A 16655-nucleotide genomic window follows, 5' to 3' on the forward strand; every position below is an offset into this window, starting at 1 on the left:
AAAAATGCAGCTAACTCATTGAAGTTGTTAAAAAAATTTCAAATCCCCTTGTAAGGGAAAAAACTGCCGGTATAATGCCGGTCAAGTTGGTGGGGTGGCTGAGTGGTCGAAAGCGGCGGTCTTGAAAACCGTTGAGTGTAACAGCTCCCAGGGTTCGAATCCCTGCCCCACCGCCATATAAAAGAGCCCGGCTTTATGCCGGGCTTTTTTGTATGGTGTTGGGGTGGATTTGGATGAGAACCCCGTTCGAGCCGGAGCGGGCAAAGCCCGCGGAGACCAGCGAGCGCAGCGAAGCTAATCCCTGCCCCACTCTCATCCTTCGAAAACAAAGCCAATCTGTAGCCGGATTTTTATATAGCGCTGTGAAAGATCTGGATGAAAACCCCGTTCACTCGGCGGGCAAAGCCCAGAGCGACCGAGCGAAGCGAAGCTAATCCCCGCCCCGCCGTCCCCTCTCAATCCACTCGCTCCGGATGCGCCCGCAGGCGCAGTACCAGGCAGATGCCCAGGACCAACGTCAGGACCAGGATCCCGTGCGGCAACCAGCCACTGGCGAGCAGGAACGGCACAGCGAGCAACATGATCCAGCAGCGACTGTCTTTGGACGCAAACTGGTCGCGCACAAGCCACAACCCGAGAACATAGACTGAAACCGCCATCGAGACCGTGATCGTCGCCAGGCGTGAATCCCCGTTCCCAGCCCGAATTTGCTCAACGGCCACCACCAGTCCGGCGCCAACGGCCGCGCCGCCGGCAAAGATCAAAAAATGCCCGTAAGCCCACACGAACACACGCTGCAGCTTTTCCGATGCGAGGTGCCCATCCACAGAGAAGTAAAGCCACCACATACAGAACGCCAGCACTGCGCCACAGGTGAACACCAGTAAATACTGCCCCCAAAAGCCCGAATGAATGGCATGCACAAGTGCCTCGCTGCTGCCCAACAAAACTTCTCCGAGCACGATGATATTCAGGAGGCCGAACCGCTCGACAATGTGATGCCTGTGCCACTGGGTACTGCCGGCCTTCTCCCCCAGAAACGGGATAAACATTTCTACCGCAATACCCACAATGAAGAGCTCGGTGAAGTACTGCCCATTCTGCGGCACCAAAAATACCAACCACGCCCAGTAAACCTGCATCAACACCTGGCCGCCGGCATAAATCAGCGCCGTTCTGCGATAACAGGGTTTTGCCCACGCCACGCGCAGCCACAATGAAGCAAATGCAAAGCGCATGATGAGGTAGCCGCTGAACATGAAACGCAGGTCATGCCCTTCGAAGAAGCCGGGCGTACTGGCAGCGATAAACAGTGCTCCCACCATCAGTACCATTACCGTGACACGGTAGCCGACGTCATCATTGTCAAAACTGGACGCAAACCACGTAAACAGGTTCCAGGGCCACCAGACGCACCAGAACACCAACAGAAACTTGATCAGCCCGTCCTGCCAGTGCCCGGCAGATATTGCATGCCCCAGGCCATGGGCGGCGGCAGCAATCGCAATCACAAAGACAAGGTCAAAAAGGAGCTCCAGCTGCGTTGCGGCGCGATGCACCTCGTTTCGGTCGCGGGGTAGTAAAGGGCGTAGGTATCTGGACACCCTCATCATAAATCTCCGGCACTTGCACGTATCTGGAGCATAGACTGGCACCACCAGACAAATTGATGCCCTTAACGGCGAAGGGAAATTTCGCCATCAAGGACGTTGGCAGCGGATCAGACCTTTTATGTAGCAGCCACCAAAGACTGCCGCAAAAGCACTGCTAAGCTTCTGTCGGCTTTACTTCGCACCCGCCCCGAACCTTTACCCGAACAACGGCACGCCAGCCTTGCCTCGAATGCAGGAGCATCCCCTGATGACCAGTAAGCCCGAACTATTAATGCCGGGAAACTGCCAGCTGATATTTATCGACCAACAGCCCCAGATGGCGTTTGGCGTGCAGTCGATTGATCGGCAGGTATTGAAAAACAATGTCGTCGCCCTCGCCAAAGCTGCGAAGGTATTCAAGATTCCGACAACCATTACCACCGTCGAGACCGAGAGTTTCTCTGGCCACACCTACCCGGAGCTGCTGGCAGTGTTCCCTGAGCTGCCACTGCTCGAGCGCACTTCGATGAACTCGTGGGATGACCAGAAGGTTCGGGATGCGCTGGCCAAAAACGGTCAAAAGAAAGTGGTGGTGTCCGGTCTCTGGACCGAGGTCTGCAACAACACATTCTCTTTCGACGCCATGCGCGAAGGCGGATATGAGATCTACATGGTGGCGGACGCCTCTGGCGGAACCTCCAGGGAGGCCCATGATTACGCGATGCAGCGCATGATTCAGGCCGGTGTAGTCCCGGTTACCTGGCAACAGGTAATGCTTGAATGGCAGCGGGATTGGGCGCACCGCGATACCTACGATGCGGTGATGGAAATCGTTAAGGAGCACTCCGGCGCCTATGGTATGGGCGTCGACTACGCGTACACCATGGTGCACAAGGCGGACGAACGCGTGAAACATGGTCCCGTGAAAGACCCTGTGGCCGCCAAGAAAAGCTGACACGCTGTGCCGGAGAGCCGGGAAATGGAAAACTCGACCGATAACGCTTCGAAACCGCCCGTTACCGGCGTCTCCCGCAGGAAGGTGGTAAAAAGCACCGCCGCTCTCGGGATGTTTGCACTGTTCGGTCCACTTGCCCGAAATGGCGTCTGGGGAGGAGACAAAACCGTGGCAGACACGATTCTTCGCAATGGCAGCATTACCACCCATGACGCCCAAAAACCGGAAGTGACCTCCCTGGCCATGAAAGATGGCCGGGTACTGGCGATCGGGGACGACAAGGAGGTTATGCAGCTGGCCGGGGATCAGACCCGGGTCATCGATCTCGGTGGCAAGCGTGTCATCCCCGGGCTCAACGACAGCCACACCCACCTTATCCGCGGCGGCCTGAATTACAATATGGAGTTGCGCTGGGAGAACATTCCCTCTCTCGCCGACGCCCTGCAGATGCTGAAGCAGCAGGCAGCGCGCACCCCCGCGCCCCAGTGGGTCAGGGTTGTGGGGGGCTGGTCTGAATTCCAGTTTGCCGAGCGCCGGATGCCCACCCTGGATGAAATCAACAAGGCCGCACCGGATACCCCGGTGTTTATCCTGCACCTGTATTCCCATGCCCTGCTGAATCGCGCGGCACTGAGAGCGGCCGGCATCGATCGCAATACCCCCAACCCACCTGGCGGCGTCATCGAGAAGGACAAGCAGGGCAATCCAACCGGGATGCTGATTGCAAAGCCCTCCGCACTGATTCTCTATTCCACGCTGTCACAGGGCCCGAAGCTGCCCCTGCAGGATCAGATCAATTCCACTCGGCATTACATGCGTGAGATGAACCGCCTCGGCATCACGTCCGTCATCGATGCAGGCGGTGGCGGCCAGAACTATCCGGATGATTATGAGGTGGTGCAAAAACTGGATAACGACAACCAGCTGACCGTGCGCATCGCCTACAACCTGTTTGCGCAAAAAGCGGGCTCTGAATTAAGCGACTATGAACGCTGGGTAGCAATGACAGAACCGGGCGCGGGCTCCGCCATGCTGCGCATGAATGGCGGCGGTGAAAACCTCACCTGGTCTGCCGCCGACTTCGAAAATTTCCTCGAGCCGCGTCCGGATTTGGCGCCGACCATGGAAGAAGAGCTGGAGCCGATTGTCACCCTGCTGGCAGAAAATGCGTGGCCGTTTCGTATTCACGCCACCTACGACGAGTCTATCGACCGCTTTCTCACCCTGTTCGAGCGGGTTAATGGCAAAACACCGTTTAAGACACGCTTTATCATCGATCATGCGGAGACCATCAGCGAGCGCAACATCGAGCGGATCAAGGCGCTCGGCGGCGGCATTGCCACCCAGCACAGAATGGCATTCCAGGGAGAATATTTTGTCGACCGCTACGGCGCTGACGCGGCGAAAACAACACCACCTATTGCAAAAATGCTGGCCATGGATCTGCCGGTAGGCGCTGGTACCGATGCCACTCGCGTTGCCTCTTACGATCCCTGGACAGCCCTTTACTGGCTTGCCACCGGCAAGACCCTGGGCGGCCTGTCACTGTATGACCGGGACAATATTCTCGACCGGGCCACCGCCCTGCGCCTGTGGACACAGGGCTCAGCGTGGTTTTCCGGTGAAGAGAAGGTCAAGGGCGCGCTCACCCCTGGCCAGTATGCAGACCTTGCCGTGTTGTCGGCGGACTACTTCAAAGTCTCAGACTCAGCGATCAGGCAGATCGTTTCCGAGCTCACCATCGTCGGTGGCAAGATCGTGTACGCGGCGGGCCCATTCGCCAAGTTCGATCCTCCCCTGCCCCCGGCAAGTCCGGACTGGAGCCCGGTCAACAGCACGTCCTCACCGGCTATGCGACAGGCAGGGACTGCAGCGATTTCATCCAACCGCCAGCAATCAGTGCGCGCCTGTGGCAACGGGTGTGCCTCTGCCTGCACCCTTCACGGCCACAATCACCAGATCGCGTGGAACTCCCCCATTCCAGCAAGCAATCCCCGCGATTTCTGGGGCGTGCTGGGCTGTTCCTGTTTTGCGTTCTGAACCGCGGCGTACGCCCAATGGCTGCGAACGATAGCACTGACAATCGCTCGGCATGGACGCCCTTCCGCCACGTCGCCTTCACCGTATTGTGGACGGCCACGGTAATCTCCAACGTCGGAACCTGGATGCATGAGGTGGCCTCAGGCTGGCTGATGACATCACTGTCACCGTCCCCATTGATGGTGGCTCTGGTGCAGGCCGCAACCAGCGCTCCAGTGTTTATGTTCGCCCTCGCCGCCGGTGCCCTTGCGGACCTGATCAGCCGGCGCAAACTCCTGATAACCGTAACCGTGCTGCTGTTTTTCAACACCCTGGCGCTCGCGGCCCTGGTACTGTCTGGCAAGGTGACGCCCCCTATCCTATTGCTGTTCACATTTCTTAACGGTGCCGGTGCAGCCTTTGTTGCACCGGCGTGGCAAGCGATAGTCCCGCAACTGGTTCCGCGTCCCAACCTGCAATCGGCCATCGCACTCAACGGCGTGGGCGTAAACATCAGCCGGGCCATAGGGCCGGCCGTGGCCGGCGCGATCATTGCCGGCATTGGCATCGCCTGGCCCTACCTCGTCAATGCCCTCAGCTTCCTGGTTGTCGCGGCCGCATTACTCTGGTGGAAGCCACCGGTTGCGCCGCCCAGTGATTTGCCCGCTGAGCGTTTTCTGAACGCCATGCGTGCCGGATTGCGCTATGTACACGCCAGCAAAGCGATGCGGGCTACCCTGGTGCGGGCAGTGGCTTTTTTCCTGTTCGTCAGTGCATTTTGGGCACTGCTGCCACTGGTTGCGCGGCAGGAGCTGCAAGGCGGCCCGCAATTGTACGGACTCATACTCGCCGCCGTGGGAGTCGGAGCCGTTATTGGTGCCCTCTTTCTGCCGCGACTGACCAGGAAATTTTCTGCCGATCAATTGGTGGCCATGGGCACATTAGGTACCGCCCTGGTACTGGTTGTCCTGGCCCTCGCCAAACGCACCGACGCTGCCATTGGTGCAAGTCTGCTCGCCGGGATGTGCTGGATCACAGTGCTCTCGCGCCTGAACATCTCCGCACAACTCGCTCTGCCGGACTGGGTTCGAGCAAGAGGCCTGTCCATATTCATCACCATTTTCTTCGGTGCCATGATGGTGGGCAGCGTGCTCTGGGGTCAGGTGGCCGTAAAACTCGGCATTCCCAATACACAGCTGATTGCCGCCGCCGGCGCGCTGATCGCCGCACTGCTGACCTGGCGCTTCAAGCTGCTGCAAACCGATCAGCTGAACCACGCCCCCAGTGGTTACTGGCCACAACCGGTAGTGGCTGATGAAATTGCGCTGGACCGCGGGCCAGTGATGGTTACGGTTGAATATCAGATAGCGCCTGCGGACACAGGCCCATTTATGGATGCAATGCTTCACCTGAAAGCCTCGCGGGAGCGACACGGGGCATATGCATGGGGACTGTTCGAAGACGTAGCGATGCCAGGCAGGATGCTTGAATATTTCATTGAAGAGTCCTGGGTGGCGCACCTGCGCCACCATGAGAGGACATCCATACTGGATGGCCAGATCCAACAGGAGGCACTCAAATACCAGCGCTCTGGTATTACCCCTGTGGTAACGCACCTCCTCGCACCGGACCGGCAACGCTCGTTACCGCACAATGCGCCCACAGAAGATGGGGCCCTGCAATGATCGGCCAAGGCCTGCAAACCCTGAACGGCAAGCGGATTCGTAGCGGGTGGTGATGTGAGGCTCCTTGCCCGTACATTACTGCCCATTCTGCTGGCCGGCGCAGCCGCCTACGCGTGTGCCGATGACCTCCCTCCCATCAAGAAACTGCGTTTTGAAGAAGACTACTCAGGCTTGCTTGCGCGTCCTGCTCATTCCTGGCCGGGTTGCTGGAAGGCCATGCCTCTGGATACTGAGAGCACCGGTTACATCAGTATCGGAGGAGAAATCCGGCAGCGCTATGAGTACACCAACAACCCGACTTTCGGCCAGGATCCCCAGGACAAGCACGGCGTGTGGTTTCAGCGCTACGCTCTGCTTGCAGACCTGCACTGGAACGAGCATTTCCGGTTATTTGGGCAATTGAATAGCGCGCTCGAAACCGGGAGACGCGAAGACCCCAGCCCCGTTGACGAAGACCAAATGAGCTGGCAGAACCTGTTCGCGGAGTTTTCGGCTGATAGCGGTGAGAAACGGTCTCTGGCACTCCGCGCAGGTCGCCAGGAAATCGTACTCGGCTCCGGTCGCCTGGTCGACGTCCGCGAAGGCCCCAATGTCCGCCGCACCTTTGACGGCGCCAGGGCTTTTTTGCGCAATCCGAGATGGCGACTGGATCTGCTCGCGACCCGCCCACGAGAAGACAATCCGGGGGTGTTCGACGATGGAGCCAACAACCGCTTCGCACTTTGGGGCGCCTATGCCACGCTACCTGCGTTCGGCTATCTCGGCTCTATCGACGTCTATTACCTCGGTTTTCAAGATGAAGACGCGCAGTTCGTACAGGGGGAAGGACGAGAACAACGGCACTCATTCGGCACGCGCGTCTGGGGCAACCAGAACAACTGGGGCTGGAACTGGGAAGCGCTTTACCAGACCGGGTCTTTCGCGGATGGTGACATCGATGCCTGGACCCTCGCCACAGAAACCAGCTACCGCTGGAACAATCTACCCTGGAAGCCAGAGCTCCGTGTGAGCATCAACATCGCGAGCGGTGATGACAACCCCGACGATCCGGATCTCGGTACCTTCAATCCGCTGTTTCCACGCGGTAATTATTTCTCAGAAGCCGCTGTCTTCGGCCCCCGGAACTTTTACAACTTCCATACATTCATCAACGCCCAACCCTCCGAGCCCTGGTCGCTGACCGCCGATCTGAATTTTTTCTGGCGCCTGGAAACCCAGGATGGGCTCTACAGCCCGAGTGGCCAGATCATCCGCGCCCCCAATGGCAGCGTCGCGCATTTTTCGGCTTCTGCGCTCTCTCTTACTGCGGAGTACACCATTTACCGAGGCCTGGTCTTGACCGCGATTCACACGGTCGGCAAGCCTGAGAAATTCCTTGAAGAAACGGGTGCACATGAAATTTTGAATTTCACAGAGCTAACCATGCAATATCGTTTTTGACGCTCACTATCTGCACAAGTAAGTACCAGAAAAAATCTCTTATAAAAATTCCTTGGCGACATCACCGGATACCCCGCCGAAACCAGCGCCACTACGATTTTTCAAGGTAGCACAGGAAAAATATCCTACGTATTTTTTAATAAGGACAGGTCGTTTTCTCATGACAAGAATTACGCCTATCTTTTTGCACATCATAATTTTCCAATTAGGCTCTTTAGCGCTACCTCGAAAATAAGCATTTAACAGTGAAGAGTCACATCTTCCATTAGGGAGCTGCCATATGGCCACCCGTCGGCAGATACTGAAGCAGGGAGTTTTGGGAAGCAGCGTGCTCGCGCTTTCCGGACTTAAATTGAAAGCGGGGAGTCTGGAGCCTATCAGCGCCCTGGCCCAGGATGGTGGTGATGATGACGACCCATCCCCGATACCGGCAGGATGGCAGCCATTTGTGACACCGCTACCGGTTCCCCCCATATTACAACCCAGCACATGTAACCCACCCCCCGGCTCCGGCCTGCCCTTTCCTGCTGATGGCAGCGGTGCACAGGTCGGATCGGAAGCCGTTTACCACGGTATAGCGCCAGAATTTTTTGATCCCCGCTACAACATGAGCCACCCCGGCGTGCCAGACGATCACCGCACGTCACTCACGACCTACCAGATGTCCATGCAGACCACCCAGGCGCATATCTTCGGGGCCGAATTTCCCCCGGTGGAAATGTACGGTTACGACGGGCATGTACCGGGCCCCACCGTGATTGCACGTTTCAAGGAGCCTGTCGTGATCCGCCATACGAACAACCTTCCGGTAGAAACCTCCGTACACCTGCATGGCGGTCACAATCCGGCGCATTCTGACGGATACCCGCATTTTTATGTACTGCCAGGGCACAGCCGGGACTATTTCTACACCAATATCGCGCCAAGGGATGATGGGGATCTGTACCGCTACGATAACTTTGACACCAGTGAAGCCCCGTCCACGCTGTGGTATCACGACCACGGCATGGATATTACCGGCCACAATGTGGCGCACGGATTAGCCGGTTTTTACCTGGTCACTGATGAAATCGAAGAAGACTTGATGGATCCGAATCGAGAGGGCGGCCAGGTGCTGCCAAACCTTCGCGATCCGGAAGATGGCTATGGCATTCACGATTTCCCGCTGATGCTTCAAGACCAGCGACTCACACAAAACCGAGAAATTTTTTACGACCTGCTAGATCACAATGGCCGTCTTGGCGATCTTTTTCTGGTAAATGGCGCAGTCCAACCCGTTTTAAAAGTAAAACGTCGCAAATATCGCTTCCGCATTCTCAACGCCTCTAACGCGCGCTGGTATGCAGTTCGCCTCAGCACACGAGATCCATTTCTGCTGGTTGCCACCGATACCTGGCTGCTCCCCAAAGCTCAGCAGCACAAAACGCTGACCATTGCCCAGGCTCAGCGGCGAGATATCATCATTGACTTTACCAACGCGCCGTCCGAGCTCTTCCTCGAAAATATCATGGAGCAGACTGATGGGCGTAGCCCCGATGGTATCAATCCCAGAGAGAAAGTCAGGCTGCTCAAATTCGAAGTCGAACCCGATCCCGCGGCATCGGATCTGACCATTGCCACCGGTACCAGACTGCGCAAAAAGAAAGCTCTCAAACCGGAGGATGTAACCGTTACCCGCCTTTTCGAGTTTGTGCGACAAAACGGAGCCTGGAAGATCAATGATAAGTGGTTCAGCCCACGGCGCTCAGATGCGGTGCCATCGCTGGAAAGCACTGAGCGCTGGATCCTGAAGAATGGCGGTGGCGGATGGTCACATCCGATCCATATTCACCTTTCAGCTTCCCAGGTTCAAAGAATTAACGGCTCAATTCCTCCACGAGAGCTTCGGCACAATTCTGACACCATGGCACTGCCCCCCAATGGGATGATTGAACTCCTGATCCGATTCGGCACTTTCACCGGCCCCTTTGTGTTCCACTGCCACGTACTCGAGCACGAAGACATGCGCATGATGGCCGTATTCGACCCCCGCCCGGAAGGCGAAGCCAGCCCATTCAACGGTGTTACGCCCTGCTCGGCGATGGTTTCAGGGTTGCCAGATCCTGAGCCACACGGGCTCTTTTCTGAGTCCGACGAAATGGATCGGGATACTACTGATGGAGATGGTGTCGGCAACCCGCAAGGTAATTGGACTCCGGCCGGTGGCGGCGTGGCACCTAGTCCCGACGGTTCCGGTGAAGATCTGCTGCGCACGCGGAATGCAAACGCGAGTTCGAGCAGCGACCCACTGCAGGCGGCGCTTGAACAGATCCTTAGAGACAATCGCAGCGTGGCAAGTGAGTGAGGATTACAAAATGACAACTCTACACCCCTCTCGCCGTCGTTTTCTTGGGCTCACCGGTGACCCCAATCCCAAATCCCAGCAGAGATGGGAACGTCAGTCAGACAAGATACCCGACTATATATTGACGACACAGCACGGAATTCAATTGCGTTTTTATTCAGATCTGGTCAAAAGCCGTATTCCGATCATTAATTTTTTCTATACCCACTGTAACGGCATCTGTATGCCAACGACTGCCAATTTAAAAAAGGTACACGCAAAGCTTGGCGAAAGGGTCGGCCGGGATATTCTATTCCTGTCCATCAGCCTGGATCCTGAGCGCGACACGCCTGCGGCCTTGCTTGAATATGCAGCAATGTATCGCCACCCTCCCGGGTGGCTCTTTTTAACAGGCAAGTTCCAGGAGCTTGAAGAAATCAGGCGCAGTATTGGCGCCTATGATTTGGATCCTCTTATTGACGCAGATCGAGAGCAGCACACCGGTATCGTTACGTTCGGAAATGAGCGCACCGACCGCTGGGCGGCCCTTCCTGCACTGATGGATGCCGATGGCCTCACAAGATCTATCAAGCGCATCACCCGGCCCACCTGAACATAAACCGACCCTGCTGCAAGCGCCGCGCGGAAACTATCCGTCAGTGGCGCAAGCATTCCCCACTCCACGGTATGGGCTCATCCGCGATATCCAAGGTAGTTTCAACAGCCCCATTCGAAATTTACTTGCGTGTTGCGACACGCCCTGCTCTGGCTGCACTTTGATCTGTTACAAAGTCCATCCACGCCAATTACGCACTTTTCACGCCACGCATACACTCTACATGTGGCAATAGCCGAATTACCGCCGATACTCATTTTAGAAATGAATAATGTATCAACCCCCTCGGTTTCCCTGCCGCCACTGGTCGACACTGAAAGCATCGTGTCATTTGGTATTGCGCTGGGCCTCGGCCTGCTTATCGGATTACAGCGTGAGCGCACTACTGATCGTATTGGCGGCATCCGAACATTCCCGCTTATCGCGTTACTGGGAGCGCTCACTGCGCACATCAGTTTGCGTCCCGATTTGGGCTGGATTTTGCTGGTGGGCTTACTCGCAGTCATTGTTTTGATTCTGCTTGGCAATATTGAGCGTCTGCGTGGTAAGGGGGAGCACATCGGGATTACCACCGAGGTCAGCGCCTTACTGGTCTATATCCTCGGTGCCTATATTGTGCTGGGTGACAAGACGGTGGGGGTTGCAGTTGGCGGCACCATTGCGGTCCTCCTGCACCTCAAGCCCGGAATGCATGAGTTTGCGCACAAGATCTCCGAACAGGAGCTGCGCTCCATCATGCTGTTCGCGGTCATCTCGCTGGTCATTCTGCCAATTCTGCCGAACGAAACCTTTGGGCCCTACGACGTCCTGAATCCCTTTGCCATCTGGCTCCTGGTAGTTCTGATCGTGGGGATTGGTCTCGGCGGCTATGTTGCCTACAAGATTGTCGGGGCACAGGCCGGCACCGTATTGAGCGGCCTGATCGGCGGACTTATTTCCTCGACTGCCACTACCGTCACCTACGCGCGGCAGGCACACAACGCAGAAAAGGCCAGTAGTCTCGCGGCGCTGGTGATATTGATCGCCTCAACCAGCATGTTCATCCGTATTTTCGTCGAGATCACGGTCGTTGCTCCGCGGATGTTGCCCAAGTTGATGCCGCCGCTGCTGGTGCTGCTGGCCGTGAGCCTGGCTGTGTGCCTGTGGGGCTACCGGCAGGTGAAGGACAAGGAAAATGCGATGCCGCCTCCCGACAACCCGGCGGAGCTGGGCCCGGCACTGTTGTTCGGCGCACTGTATGCGGTGGTGTTGGTGGCCATCGCCGCGGCCAAGGAATACTTCGGCAATCACGGCATCTACGGAGTGGCCATGATTTCCGGCTCCACCGGTGTGGATGCCATCACCCTGTCAGCGGCTAACCTTGCTGAGTCCGGTGCCATGCAGACTGACACAGCGTGGCGCGCCATTGTGGTGGCCTGCCTGTCCAATCTCATGTTCAAGGCCGGAATTGCCGCCGTACTGGGCGGTGGCAGGCTGTTACGACAACTGCTGGTTCTGTTTGCACTGCCGGTCACCGCGAGCCTGCTGGTTCTGTGGCTGTGGCCGCACAGCTGATCCCGGGCACCACATGAACAATCGTCATTAGTTGCCGCATAAAAATTCTCTTTCGCAATAAACAGGAATAAATACCGGCCACGCTGTTTGTGGATTGGCTAGTCTTCTGAAGGAACGCTGTAAAAATCAGGTACCGGCGCAACCGCGCCCGACAACCAGATAGATCAGCACGGATACCGCAACCTGCGCGGATAGTAATGGCGTGAAGTTTTCTCCCATCTGGCTCATCGTAATCAGCACCGCAACAGTGGCCACCGTACTGGCCACCCTGCACCACTTCGACCTGGATGATCGCATTCTTGAGCTGATTCAGTGGTTGAACAGTCGCGGCTGGGAAGCCAGCCTCTGGTTTATTGCCATCATTGCGGTGGCGATCGTATTCCTGATTCCCGGCGTGATCTTCACGATGGGCGCGGGGTTCGTCTTCGGGGTTATCAAGGGCACGGTGTATGTGGTTTTGGGAACAGTGATCGGTGCCACCATCGCCTTCCTGATTTCCCGCTACCTGTTTGGCAAAAAGGCTTCCGATTGGATACTCTCCAAGATCAAGCCCGCAAACCTCGGTGAGGTGGTGCGCGATGAAGGCTGGCGAATGGTGATGCTGACGCGGCTGGTTCCCCTGTTTCCATTCAAACTGTCCAACTATTTCTTCGGCCTCACCCCACTGCGCCTGCGGGATTTTGTGATCGGCAACTTCCTCGGTGTGATTCCAATTACCGTGCACAACGTCTATGTGGGATCCATTGCGGCCGATCTGGCCAGTCTTGGTACCGCGCGGGATTCCCGCACTCCGGTGGAGTGGGCCTTGTATGGGCTCGGATTCCTGCTGGCCATCGTAGCCCTGGTCGGGCTGACCCGCATGGCGCGCCGCGCCCTGAACCAGAAAATTGACGAAGGAGAGCTCTGATGCCCTGGATGAAATGGCTTCCCTGGCGGTTCTTCGTACGAAAATTCGCGACGGCCCACGGTTTTCTCGACCCGCTCGCGGTGATGGCACGCATGCAGCGCTTTGCTGAACCTTCCGAGGTCAGCGAGCCCATTGAGCTATTGCGTGCCGGGGTGATTTTCCATGCCCGCGCGCTGATGAACAGCAAGGTCATCCAGCACAACCTGGACTGGATTTGGCCCTACTGGATTGAGCGCCAGTTCGATCCGGCAGATGTGTCGTTTATCCCGCGCGCCTTTTCCATTACCCACTGCAACCTGAGCCATCGCAACTGGACCGCCGTGGGCGTGCCCGGCAGCGAGGAAATGCCCATCGTCGATCCGCGTGGGCTGCTAACCCCGCATTACGATGGCTGGTCAATCGACAGCTGGATCATTGGCGACGATGGCATCAACGTGTATCCGTCGCAGATGCAGCAAGTGTCACAGCGGCTGGAAATGGATCGCGGCGATAAAGGCGTGGCGGTGGTAACGGAAGCGGCTACAGACACCGCGCAACTGACCAGCCGCGTTTGGGCCGAGCTCTCCGAACGGCACAATAACTGCCTGCTGCAACTCCGCGGCAGTCACGCTGAAGGCGGCTGGCTGGTGGTCTCGCTGCGGCCGTGTAATCCCGAGGGCGTGGCCCTCATCAACAAAGTGGTGCTTGGCAACAACCGCGACCAGTGGCTCGTGGATGGCACCGACAAAATCCTGTTCGACCGCCCGGTAGACCGGCACCACGCATCGGATTACCGGCGCGGTGATATCTCCCTCTACCTCCACGATGAATCCAATGAAACCCACGCGGAGTGCGATGTGGGCATGGCTACCGCCGCTGCACTGTTCCGGATTGAGCCCGGACAGACCGTGGATACACTGGTTACCATCCCGCAGCACTGCAAGCTGAACAGCCGCAACGCCCCATCCGGGTGGGCGCACAACCTCAGCCAGCATTGCCAGATGTCTGTGCCAGACGCACAAATGCAGTTTCTCTACGACGCTGCAGTGCGCACCCTGATCCTGCACTCCCCGCACGATGTCTATCCCGGCCCCTATACCTACAAGCGTTTCTGGTTCCGGGATGCCGCATTCATGATTCAGTCGCTGCTTCACGCAGGTCTCATAGAGCGGGCGGAGCGCGCCCTCGAACGCTTCCCTTCCCGCCAGAAGCGCAATGGCTATTTTCATTCGCAAGACGGCGAGTGGGATTCCAACGGTGAAGCGCTCTGGATCATTGACCAGTACTGCCGCATCACCAATAGCAAACTCAAGCAGGAATGGCTGGATCCGGTGCTGCGCGGCGCACAGTGGATAGACGACAAACGCCTGCCCAAAGACGGCAGCCTCACCGGCGGACTGCTGCCGGCCGGTTTCAGCGCCGAGCACCTGGGCCCCAACGATTGCTACTACTGGGATGATTTCTGGGGCATAGCCGGCCAGCTCGCCGCTGTTGCGCTTTGCCGTCGTAACGGACACGACAATGAAGCAGATCGTTTCCAGTCACACGCCGATGACTTCATGCTGACCGTCGATGAATCCCTGAGCAAGGCCGCCCAGCGCCTTGGGCGGCCGGCAATGCCCGCGTCGCCAAAACGGCGCCTGGATGCCGGCGCCATCGGCTCCATTGCCGCTGGCTACCCGCTGCGCCTTTATTCCGAGAGAGATCCCCGCCTGCTCGACCTGGTCGAGTTTCTGCAGCGTGAATGTTTTGTCTCCGGCGGTTTTTTCCAGGACATGATCCACTCCGGCATCAATGCCTACCTCACCATTCACGTGGCCCAGGTATTCCTGCGCGCGGGCGACCCACGCTGCATAGAGCTCATGCGCAACGTAGCCAAGCTCGCCTCTCCCACCGGACAATGGCCAGAAGCCATACACCCGCACTCGTTTGGTGGCTGTATGGGTGACGGACAGCACGCCTGGGCCGCTGCCGAATGGGTTACCATGCAACGCAACTGCTTTGTGCGCGAGGAAGACGACCGGCTGATCCTGATTTCAGGACTGCCGCCAGAATGGCTTCAGGATGAAAGTGCGCAGAAACCGATCCGGTTTGGGCCAGCCCCAACCTATTTCGGGCGTATATCGCTGGAGGTCACTCCCGGCGCGCACCCGCGGGTAACCTGGCATGGAGACTGGCATGGCAGTGCGCCGGAGATAGAAATCCGCGCGTTCGGCTTCAAACCGGTCACGGTGTCAGATGGTGTAGAAATGGTGGAGCTGGATCCTCTGTGAATATCGTCATGCTGACAAACACCTACCTGCCTCATGTAGGAGGTGTCGCGCGTTCGGTCGATGCTTTTACCCGGGAATATCGCCGACGCGGCCACAACGTGATGATTGTGGCTCCGGAATTTGCGGAAAAAATCCCGGAAGAAAAAGACGTGGTACGGGTGCCCGCAATCCAGAACTTCAACGGCAGCGACTTCTCTGTCGCCCTGCCGCTATCCGGCGAATTGAGCCACCGGCTGGATGTGTTTGAACCCGATATCATTCACTCCCATCACCCTTTCCTGCTGGGTATGACCGCGCTGCGCATCGCCCGCAGCCGTGAACTGCCGCTGATTTTCACCCACCACACCCTCTACGAACGCTACACCCACTATGTTCCGGCCGACTCCGACGCGCTGAAACGCTTCGTTATCGAGCTGGCCACGCGCTACGCAAATCTCGCCAGCATGGTGTTTGCCCCGAGTGAAAGCGTTGCGGATCTGTTGCAGGCGCGAGGCGTTACCTCGCCCATTGCCGTGGTGCCCACCGGGGTGCAGCTGAGTCATTATCGCGATGGCGATGGGCTCGCCGCGCGCCGGCAGTACGGCATTCCCGAAGACGCCTTTGTGGTCGGGCATCTCGGGCGACTGGCGGCGGAGAAAAACCTGGATTTTCTCGCAGCGGCCGTTCTCGAATTCCTGCAACGCAACGAGCACGCGCATTTCCTGCTGGTCGGCTCTGGCCCAATGCAGGAGCAGATAAGGAACCTGTTTGAAGCCCGCGGACTGGGGAATCGCCTGCACCTCACCGGAACCTTACAGGGTGAAGCCCAGCGGGACGCCTACAGCGCGATGGACGTATTCGCTTTCGCCTCCACCAGTGAAACCCAGGGTATGGTGCTCACCGAAGCGATGGCGGCAGGAATACCTGTGGTCGCCCTCGATGCCAGCGGCTGCCGTGAAGTGGTCGAGGATCGCATCAACGGACGGCTGGTATTGAAGCACGGTGAACGCGACCTGATTGCCGCGCTGCAATGGGTGCTGGATCAACCCGAAGACGTGCGCGCAAAGCTGCGTGTCGAAGCCCTGAAGACCGCCAACCGCTATTCCCTGGAAAATTGCGCGAGCGCCGCGCTCGGTCACTACCAGTCCCTGGTTCACCAGCACTGGCCGCTGGACGACTCCCTCTACGCCCAATGGATGCGTCTGCGCAATATGATCGGTGCCCAGTGGGAAATCATCGAGGGCGTCACTGGTGCTGCCAGCGCAGCCCTGGAACAGTCCCACAACGTCTCCAATAACGACCTCAGCTGAGTTTGCGTAAACGGGAGACGCCA

Annotated in this window: 11 protein-coding genes and 1 tRNA gene; 11 read left to right on the forward strand and 1 reads right to left on the reverse strand. The window is 57.7% G+C overall.

Features of this window, described 5'->3' with window-relative positions; genetic code table 11:
• Positions 1–88 precede the first annotated feature (88 nt).
• Positions 89–176 (forward strand) — tRNA-Ser (locus ACNKU7_RS10060).
• A 279-nt stretch (positions 177–455) separates the two neighbouring features.
• Here ACNKU7_RS10060 and ACNKU7_RS10065 read toward each other — a convergent pair.
• The gene (locus ACNKU7_RS10065) at positions 456–1559 is read right to left on the reverse strand and encodes a low temperature requirement protein A (RefSeq protein ID WP_418296838.1); all 1104 of its coding nucleotides are present in this window, start codon (positions 1557–1559) and stop codon (positions 456–458) included.
• 301 nt (positions 1560–1860) lie between these two features.
• Between ACNKU7_RS10065 and ACNKU7_RS10070 the strand changes: the two genes are divergently transcribed.
• The 10 genes from ACNKU7_RS10070 to ACNKU7_RS10115 all read left to right on the forward strand — a co-directional run bounded on the left by ACNKU7_RS10070 (position 1861) and on the right by ACNKU7_RS10115 (position 16632).
• Complete coding sequence (locus ACNKU7_RS10070; RefSeq protein WP_418296839.1) at positions 1861–2547, forward strand: hydrolase; 687 nt, start codon at positions 1861–1863, stop codon at positions 2545–2547.
• A 24-nt stretch (positions 2548–2571) separates the two neighbouring features.
• Positions 2572–4587, forward strand: a complete 2016-nt coding sequence (locus ACNKU7_RS10075) for an amidohydrolase (protein WP_418296840.1) — start codon at positions 2572–2574, stop codon at positions 4585–4587.
• A 17-nt stretch (positions 4588–4604) separates the two neighbouring features.
• Positions 4605–6251 carry an MFS transporter gene (locus ACNKU7_RS10080; RefSeq protein ID WP_418296841.1) on the forward strand — a complete coding sequence of 549 codons (1647 nt, stop codon included), beginning with the start codon at positions 4605–4607 and terminating at the stop codon, positions 6249–6251.
• 54 nt (positions 6252–6305) lie between these two features.
• On the forward strand, positions 6306–7691 hold the full coding sequence (locus tag ACNKU7_RS10085) for an alginate export family protein (protein ID WP_418296842.1): 1386 nt from the start codon (positions 6306–6308) through the stop codon (positions 7689–7691).
• Positions 7692–7971: 280 nt separating this feature from the next.
• Positions 7972–10035, forward strand: a complete 2064-nt coding sequence (locus ACNKU7_RS10090; RefSeq protein ID WP_418296843.1) for a multicopper oxidase family protein — start codon at positions 7972–7974, stop codon at positions 10033–10035.
• A gap of 10 nt (positions 10036–10045) precedes the next feature.
• Entirely contained in the window at positions 10046–10627 is a 582-nt protein-coding gene (locus ACNKU7_RS10095) for an SCO family protein (RefSeq protein ID WP_418296844.1), read from the forward strand.
• 267 nt (positions 10628–10894) lie between these two features.
• Entirely contained in the window at positions 10895–12184 is a 1290-nt protein-coding gene (locus ACNKU7_RS10100; protein ID WP_418296845.1) for an MgtC/SapB family protein, read from the forward strand.
• Between the two features lie 202 nt (positions 12185–12386).
• Positions 12387–13091, forward strand: coding sequence for a TVP38/TMEM64 family protein (locus ACNKU7_RS10105; protein ID WP_418296846.1), 705 nt, complete (start codon positions 12387–12389; stop codon positions 13089–13091).
• Positions 13091–15343, forward strand: coding sequence for a glucosidase family protein (locus ACNKU7_RS10110; protein WP_418296847.1), 2253 nt, complete (start codon positions 13091–13093; stop codon positions 15341–15343). Before ACNKU7_RS10105 ends, ACNKU7_RS10110 begins: the two co-directional genes overlap by 1 nt.
• Positions 15340–16632, forward strand: a complete 1293-nt coding sequence (locus ACNKU7_RS10115; protein ID WP_418296848.1) for a glycosyltransferase — start codon at positions 15340–15342, stop codon at positions 16630–16632. The genes ACNKU7_RS10110 and ACNKU7_RS10115 overlap by 4 nt, the downstream gene beginning before the upstream one ends.
• The last annotated feature ends 23 nt before the right edge of the window (positions 16633–16655 follow it).

It is taken from the genome of Microbulbifer weihaiensis (genome assembly GCF_048323715.1).
Lineage (GTDB): Bacteria > Pseudomonadota > Gammaproteobacteria > Pseudomonadales > Cellvibrionaceae > Microbulbifer.

Excerpts from the sequence above, each read along its gene's own strand:
- ACNKU7_RS10080 (WP_418296841.1), top strand. The coding sequence starts at position 4,605 with ATGGCTGCGAACGATAGCACTGACAATCGCTCGGCATGGACGCCCTTC.
- ACNKU7_RS10075 (WP_418296840.1), top strand. The coding sequence starts at position 2,572 with ATGGAAAACTCGACCGATAACGCTTCGAAACCGCCCGTTACCGGCGTC.
- ACNKU7_RS10095 (WP_418296844.1), top strand. The coding sequence starts at position 10,046 with ATGACAACTCTACACCCCTCTCGCCGTCGTTTTCTTGGGCTCACCGGT.
- ACNKU7_RS10110 (WP_418296847.1), top strand. The coding sequence starts at position 13,091 with ATGCCCTGGATGAAATGGCTTCCCTGGCGGTTCTTCGTACGAAAATTC.
- ACNKU7_RS10100 (WP_418296845.1), top strand. The coding sequence starts at position 10,895 with ATGAATAATGTATCAACCCCCTCGGTTTCCCTGCCGCCACTGGTCGAC.
- ACNKU7_RS10090 (WP_418296843.1), top strand. The coding sequence starts at position 7,972 with ATGGCCACCCGTCGGCAGATACTGAAGCAGGGAGTTTTGGGAAGCAGC.
- ACNKU7_RS10070 (WP_418296839.1), top strand. The coding sequence starts at position 1,861 with ATGACCAGTAAGCCCGAACTATTAATGCCGGGAAACTGCCAGCTGATA.